Annotated in this window: 8 protein-coding genes and 1 pseudogene; 3 read left to right on the top strand and 6 right to left on the bottom strand. The window is 29.5% G+C overall.

The window, feature by feature from the left end; genetic code table 11:
* Positions 1–29: 29 nt before the first annotated feature.
* The 6 genes and pseudogenes from ACVYAD_RS22145 to ACVYAD_RS22120 all read right to left on the bottom strand — a co-directional run.
* Positions 30–158 carry a class III lanthipeptide gene (locus ACVYAD_RS22145; RefSeq protein WP_476427969.1) on the bottom strand — a complete coding sequence of 43 codons (129 nt, stop codon included), beginning with the start codon at positions 156–158 and terminating at the stop codon, positions 30–32.
* Positions 159–194: 36 nt separating this feature from the next.
* Complete coding sequence (locus tag ACVYAD_RS22140) at positions 195–323, bottom strand: class III lanthipeptide (RefSeq protein ID WP_476424943.1); 129 nt, start codon at positions 321–323, stop codon at positions 195–197.
* A 44-nt stretch (positions 324–367) separates the two neighbouring features.
* A complete protein-coding gene (locus ACVYAD_RS22135) occupies positions 368–490 on the bottom strand; it encodes a class III lanthipeptide (protein ID WP_476427968.1) in 123 nt (40 codons plus the stop codon).
* Positions 491–667: 177 nt separating this feature from the next.
* Positions 668–3,289: a class III lanthionine synthetase LanKC gene (gene lanKC, locus ACVYAD_RS22130; RefSeq protein ID WP_476427967.1), complete on the bottom strand. Its 2,622-nt coding sequence runs from the start codon at positions 3,287–3,289 to the stop codon at positions 668–670.
* A gap of 20 nt (positions 3,290–3,309) precedes the next feature.
* On the bottom strand, positions 3,310–3,972 hold the full coding sequence (locus tag ACVYAD_RS22125) for a trypsin-like serine peptidase (RefSeq protein WP_476427966.1): 663 nt from the start codon (positions 3,970–3,972) through the stop codon (positions 3,310–3,312).
* A 539-nt stretch (positions 3,973–4,511) separates the two neighbouring features.
* Positions 4,512–4,667 (bottom strand): annotated as a pseudogene (locus ACVYAD_RS22120) (transposase); the annotation flags it as partial.
* A 603-nt stretch (positions 4,668–5,270) separates the two neighbouring features.
* Between ACVYAD_RS22120 and ACVYAD_RS22115 the strand changes: the two are divergent.
* From ACVYAD_RS22115 to ACVYAD_RS22105, 3 genes are all read left to right on the top strand, one after another.
* The gene (locus ACVYAD_RS22115) at positions 5,271–5,414 is read left to right on the top strand and encodes a class III lanthipeptide (RefSeq protein WP_476427965.1); all 144 of its coding nucleotides are present in this window, start codon (positions 5,271–5,273) and stop codon (positions 5,412–5,414) included.
* Between the two features lie 185 nt (positions 5,415–5,599).
* On the top strand, positions 5,600–5,719 hold the full coding sequence (locus tag ACVYAD_RS22110; RefSeq protein ID WP_476427964.1) for a class III lanthipeptide: 120 nt from the start codon (positions 5,600–5,602) through the stop codon (positions 5,717–5,719).
* Between the two features lie 197 nt (positions 5,720–5,916).
* Positions 5,917–7,638 (top strand): ABC transporter ATP-binding protein, encoded by a 1,722-nt coding sequence (locus ACVYAD_RS22105; protein ID WP_476427963.1) that lies wholly within the window; start codon positions 5,917–5,919, stop codon positions 7,636–7,638.
* Positions 7,639–7,769 lie beyond the last annotated feature (131 nt).

The raw sequence follows: 7,769 nt of genomic DNA, 5'->3' as shown, positions 1-7,769 counted from the left end.
CAGAGTGAGAAATATTCAATCCGGTTACATTAATTGCCACAGAAGTATAAACTAATAGTACTGATATTATCACAGCCTAAGCTCACTGATGATTTCCCTTTTAGTAAGACAACTTCTTTATCAAGTGTAGTGTGCTGTAATGATAGTAACTTTTTCATGTATTTCACCTCCTTCTAGAGTAGGGAATATTTACATTAGTTACCACAGAAATATAAACTAATAGTACTGATATTATCGCAACCTAAACTCACTGATGATTTTCCTTTTAGTAAGACAACTTCTTTATCAAGTGCAGTGTGCTGTAATGATAGTAACTTTTTCATGTATTTCACCTCCTTCCAAAGTGAGAGTTATATTAGTTGTTGAACTAGCACAGGAATACACTAACAGTACTGATTCCACCGCAGCCAAAGCTCACTGATGAGTTCCCTTTTAGTAAAATAACTTCTTTATCAAATGCAGTATGTTGTAATGATAGTAACTTTTTCATGTATTTCACCTCCTTCCAGAGTGAGAAATATTCAATCCATGTTACATTAGTTGCTGCAGAAGTATAAACTAATAGGACCGCTATTATCACAGCCTAAGCTTACTGATGAGTTCCCCTTATCAAGAGAAGTATGTTGTAATGATAGTGATTTCTCAGTTTTCATCCAACTGAAATGGTTTATTTTTTGAAAAGGTTTAAATTATTATATTTAGATAAAGGAATCCAATTATCCCATTTATCTTTATTAATATCTGAAAGAGCTAATAAAATACCGCTATTTCCAGTTTGAAAATCTAAAGAACATCGATAACCATAATCCCCAGGACTTATTATGCCTTTATCTGTTTCATATAAAAGATAATTTTTAAGCATTCCAACTGAATGATCTAATGATTCTTTACTATAACCATAGCTTTCTTTGGCATTAGATAAGATAATCATTCCTCCCGCACCACGTAATATTCCAGCTGCGTAAGTACAGAAAAGTTCTGCTACATTAGTTAATTGGTGCAATAACTTCCGCTTCTCATCTTTTGTAAAATCAGGGAAATATTTATTAAATTCCATTATTGCTAAAGCTACACCAGCGGATCCTTCTCCTAAATAAGGAACTAATCTTCCTTTACCAATAGATGTATCAAAAATTTGAGCTAAATCCAAATCTTCATCAATTTGTATATTTTCGTTAAGCTCTTTTTCTAATATTTCTTTAGAAATGTTTAATAAATAATCATCTTTACAAACAATACCCAATTGGAGGATGAATAGGCTAATTCCTGTCCAACCATTTAATAAACCATGAGGCATAGCAAACGGATCTAATACACTAATAGCCCCATTATTCTTATATGCATCAATTAATATATTTCCTATTTTTTTAGATTTTTCCAAAAAGACAATTTCTTCTGTTATTGAATAGAAAGATAGATAATTCAGGCCAATCCCTGAAAGACCAGAATATAAAGTTAAATCAGTATGATTAATTTCGTCTAGCTGCATATTTTTCAATATATTTATAGCTTTTTCTTTATAACCAATATCGAATAATACAGTCGTGATTCCTGATAAACCGTTAAAAAGACCTAATGGAATATTTTTAAAGTCTGTTTTTTGAGGATCCAGATAATCTTCTAAAATTTTGTCTACCCAGGTAAAAATTTTTTTAGGAACCTCTCCGGTTCTATCGAGTGCCATTATTCCCCCAAACCCACCTGTTGCTACTGATAATCCACCTATTTTTTCTATAAATTGTCTAATATCCCCACTTATTAAAATTTCAGAATTAATATCCAAATAATTCATAATACCTTTTCTTAATTCATTAATAAGTAAATCTTTATTTTCTAATGAGATATCCATAGGAGGAACTGATAAATTATGCATATTATTGTTTAATTTTAAAATTGATTTCGTACGTTCTTTTATTTCTTGTAATTTAGTTATTACATGATCTCCAAAGTATTCTTTAATCCATTGATCTTGATTCATTTCAATTTCATCTGTTAAATCTGCCACAGGTTCAATAGGTAAAAATAAAAATCTAGAAATTCTCATTAATGCAAACCAATCAGCTTGCTCAAAATTTTGTGCATTTTTAGAAATAAAACCTGGTGTCATTAATCCTGGTTGATATTTTTGATTTGGTGTTGTGGCTGTTTCCAAATCTATTAGTTTAATAGTTCCGTCCTCTAATATAACTATGTTATTGGGCTGCAAATCACCAATTGCTATCCCTTTTTTATGAACGTTTTCAATAAGTGCTTCAATTTGTTCAATTACTTTTAACATCTTTTCTGCGTAAAGGATTTTATCTTGCTCACGAGAAAATGGGAAATGTTGAGCTACGTAATCAGCTATATCTTTTCCTTCTAAAAAATCTTCAATCAAATAATTATTTTCCCAAATCTCAAAATAATCATATATATCAACAACATTCTCTTCATTTTTTAATTCATTTAGAACTTTGGCTTCCGTTTTAAGACGATTAAACCCGTCAGTTTTTAACCCATCTAAACCAGAGCCTGGACGTCCTTCTTTCATAACATAAAATTTATCATCTTTTTTAACCTTATATACTCCCCCGCCATTACTAAAATGTAAAGCTGAAATAATTTCATATGCATCAAATTTGGAAGTATCTTCTTTTTCTAATTCTTTATCCATATTTTCTGTCATTAATTGTATTTCAGCAGGTTCTTTAATAAACTCTGGTACTTCATAATAAGGAGCTCTAATATCAGGGATTAAATCACCATTTGGACTTTCGATTGCAGGTACGTTTATACCATCTTTATTAACATACATTGAAACAAAGCCACCATATCGAAAGAAGAGATTTGTATCTTTCCAACGTTTATCATTTAAAATATACGGACCTTTAGGTAGTTCAGAAATTAAATTTTCAATCTCTGGTAAAATCTTTAAAAATTGATTCGTATCATTAGGATAAATTGTTATAAATTTACCTGAAGAAGATCTATCTCCGTATTTAGAGTTTTTAGAAAGCAGTTCTTTTTTATTCGGAACATATTTAAAAGAGATTTTATTATCTATTAAATAAGGTACTACTATATTTAAAGTTTTTTGTGCACAATCTAATTCTGTGGAGATATGAATTTTCCATCCTTGTTTAGGCATTTTATTACTTAAATTTATACAGTAACTCCAATGTCTATCCTCTTCTTGCTTCCATTCATTAGCATCTAATTGTGGAACGTTATAATTTTTTCGTTTTTCGATAGGTATTGATTCATAAAATAAAGCTCCATTTTTTAAAAAATCAAGATATCTAACATCCATATTAAATTCCCTTCCTTCCTTTAAATAAAAATATATCCCTCTTTAACATTTGATTTATCTAAATTTTCCAAAATCTCAAACGCGTAATAATCCCATGATGTGGCCCATACTATCTTCTTGAACTTTCTTAATTTAAAAGAAGTAACTCCCAATTGATAATATTTATCCTGTTTTTTTAAAAAACAAGGTCCACCAGAAACCCCTGGTTTCAAAGCAGAGTGAATCCCAATTAAACCTTCTTTCTTTAAAAACATTAAGTTTAATTTACCTTGTGTAATTTTTAACTTAGTATTTAGAAAACTGATAGGATATCCACCTAAATATAGTTCTGTCTTCTTTGTAATTTTTTCTTTATGTTCAAACAAAGGTTCGAAATATTCTATATTTTCCTTTTCCTTTTCCTTTAAGGGAGAAATTTTTCCAAAAGCATAATCAAAGGATAAATCTCCTGTATTAGCCCATTCTTTAGGAAGTATAATTACTGGAACCTTGATGTAAACTCTCTTTGTACTTTGTACTTCAATATAAATATCTCTTGCTTTTTCTTGATGTGACACATCGTATATACAATGAGCTGCTGTAGCAACATAGAGTTCGTCATTATATTTAATAATTGAAGCACTGGCGGATTGTTTTTTATTTGAGGATCCTAAATAAAAATGCAGTCTTACTATAGATTCCATAGTATAAAACACCTCCAATAATTAAGATGCATAATCAGTATTTTGTTATAAAAAAATATACTGCTGATTTTTATTAAATAAGAATTAGTTATCTTAAGTTTAATAAAAAGTAAAAATCAACTTAGGGTTGACCATATAAATTCCATGTTAGTTTAGTAGCGAAAACTTACCAAATTACAATTATTGTCTAGACAAACTAACAATTCTGTTTTTTACTAGCAGTTCATTTACCCTCGAACAATTCTAAATCTATCACTTGTATAACCGACAATACAACCGACAATTTCAATGTCGGTTGTATTGTCGGTATCTCAAAATTCAGATTGTGTATACAGAGCTATATAGTTATACAATGTTTTCTATTGAACATTAAAAATCAGAGCTATTTATTACTCTAGTGGTTTGTTCTGGGCGAAGGTTCACCAACCGCATGAACCTCTGAAGTAACTTACTTATTTTCCTTTCTCTTGTTTTCGTCTCTTGTGAACGAATCTATGAATTCTTTCAATATCATCAAATCTGCTATTTTCTTGTAATTAATACTTGATATACTCTTGAATCACTTTTCGGTTTCACTGATTGTATCCACATAGTATCCTCGACACCAAATTTGTCGATTGTCATGTTGATACTTTAAATTGGGTATGCCGGTCGAAATTCATTAAGCTGCTCTACCTTTTGAAATAGCCCATGAACGTTGGATATCTGCCTAGATTTGACGTAACTGACTTACTTACCTCCTGTACTTCGGTGCATAGATGATAGATGCTTACAATTTTTTATTATCACAACTAAAAACCCCTGTAGCAAGGGGATCAAAACTTAAAATTGATCCGTGTTTTTCTTTCATACTTTTGCCCAAAACGATTTACATTCTCCTCACCTTCATTTCCCAAGACGACTATGGCTCCCTCAATTAATGGAGTATCTAATGTGATATATCCAAATATATTGATTTGAAAATTCTTCTGCTAAAGATCCTATTTTTGTTATAAATATACATTTTATTTCAACATTATTCAGTAAACACAATCTGAATTTGGAGATATACCGACAATACAACCGACGGTGAAATTGTCGGTTGTATTGTCGGTTATACAGATGATAGATTTAGAATTACTCGAGGGGAAATGAATTGCTATAGTGATAAACAGAATTGATAGTTGTCTGGACAAATTACGGATAAGTAAGTCTTCGCAATTGAACATGTGGAATTTCCAATTTATATGGCAACCCTAAGTTACGATTAAATTAAGTGATTTTTTTTACTATTAACTTCTGAAAGGGGGTGGGATAATATGACAAAATTATTAGCTTTACAACAATTAAATACTAATGTATCCGAAAGAAACGCTAATAAATCAAGTTTAAGTATTGTATGTGATCACGGTACAGGGAGTACTTTAAGTTTGCATTTTTGCAATTCGATGGGTAACTTTTAATGATATTAAATAATGAATATGGAGTTGTTTATAAAATGTCTAAAATCCTAAAACTTCAGAAAATAGAAAGCGAGGTTTCACCTTCGCTTGATAGAAACTTATCTACTTTAAGTGTTGGAATATGCAGTACTTTGCCTACTTGGAGTTTAAATTCATTATTTGTATGTTAAGAAGGAGGTATTTTAATGGAGAAAATTCTTAATCTTCAAAAATCTGACCAATATAAAATTGATAGAAATAAAGTACAATCAAATTTAAGTATTGGCTGTTTAAATCGCAGTAACTTGAGTTGGTATTTTTGTTAATTTATTATAATATCGGCATTTATGGATGTCTTTAGTTCAGTAATTTATTCAACATTCATTTAGAACCGATACTCACCGTGTATTGGTTCTATTTGTATTTTAAGTAATATTATTTCTAACATAATAATATATAAATTAAATTAAATAACTTACATACTTTATATTCTAAGTAAATTGACTTTCGAGGTGGTAATATTTTGAAAAAAGATAATACAATATTATTCTTGTTAGGAAAAATTTCTTTACCTTGGAGATTGATTGCTGTTTCTATATTAATAATATCTGCAGGTAGCATTACTGGTTTGGTAATTCCCTTATTTACTGGAAAAGCAGTAGATAATTTTAGTGCAGATAATATTTCTCCCATCTTCATATTAATATTTCTTATTGCTTTTCTTTCTAATGCTTTTTTAAGTGGTCTAGGGATCTACCTAATGAGCAAAATTGGAGAAAAAATTATCTTCTCAATTAGAAAGATGTTGTGGAATCACATAATTTCATTAAAAGTCTCTTTTTTTGATAAGAATGAAAGCGGAGAATTAATAAGTAGAATAACAGATGATACTAAAATAATAAATTCCTTTGTAGCAGAAAAATTCCCCAATGTTTTTCCTTATATAATTACTTTAATAGGATCAATAGTTATACTTTTTATCTTAGACTGGAAAATCACATTAATATCTTTAGTCTCTTTGCCTGTATATATTTTAATTATGATTCCTTTAGGGAAAATAGTTAAACGGATTTCTAATGAGACCCAAAATGAAATTGCCCATTTTACAGGTTTATTAGGAAGGGTATTAAGTGAAATACGATTAGTAAAACTATCTAACGCGGAAGATAAAGAGATAAAAAATGCAAAAGAAAATTTATTTGAGATATACTTATTGGGGTTAAAAGATGCAAAAATCTTTTCTATCATTCAACCTCTGTCGAGTATTTTTACTTTACTTACTATCGGCATAATATTAGCAGTTGGAGGACTAAGAGTTTCTGATGGTACTATTACTGCTGGAACTTTAGTTTCTATGATTTTCTATGTAATTCAATTATCCGTACCTCTGATTAATATATCTACATTATTTACTGATTATCAAAAAGCAATTGGGGCAAGTAGAAGAATTAAAGAAATTTTATTGGAACAACCAGAAGAGCTAAATGATAAAGAAAATATTAGAGTATTATCTTTTAAAAATGGAGACATTCACTTTAAAAATGTAACATTTAAGTATTCACAAAAAGATATTTTAAAAAGTTTAAACTTTACTATAGAAAAAGGTACTACTACTGCAATTGTTGGCCCATCGGGATCTGGAAAAACAACTATTTTAAATCTAATTGCAAGATTATACGAAAATATAGACGGAGAAATTTTAATAAATTCTACTAAAATACACGACATATCTTTAAAAGAATGGAGGGGAAATATAGGTTATGCATCGCAAAATAATCCAATGATAAATGGAACTATCAGAGATAACCTCTTATATAGCACTAATGAAGAATTTACAGACGAAGAATTGATAAAATATTCAAAATTAGCAAATTGCCATTCATTTATTGAAGATCTAGAATTGGGTTATGATTCTCTAGTTGGAGAAAGAGGTTTAAAACTGTCAGGTGGGCAAAAACAACGTATAAATATTGCCCGTAATTTTATTAAAAATCCCCAAGTATTATTGTTGGATGAGGCAACAGCAAGTTTAGATAGCGAAAGTGAAAAGGAAATTCAAAAATCTCTAGATGGTTTAATAAATGGAAGGACCACTATTATAGTCGCTCATAGATTGTCTACTATAAAAGAGGCAGATAAAATTTTATTTTTAGATCAAGGCGAAATAACTGGTGAAGGTTCTCATGAAATGTTAATGAAGAAACATGAAAAATATAAAAGATTTGTAGAAACGCAAAAACTATAATAGATACAGATACTTTATTATTTGATTCTACCGATTGGAAAGCAGATGCAATAAAATCTATTTGCCATTTTATTTACTGTCTTTTAACGGAAAACTCCGGACGAATTGTCTTTTTCTGCAGATTTTTTTAT

The organism is Lysinibacillus sp. G1-3 (assembly GCF_056322905.1).
The sequence above is the reverse complement of the archived record's forward strand: the minus strand, read 5'-3'. Positions and strand labels throughout refer to the sequence as shown.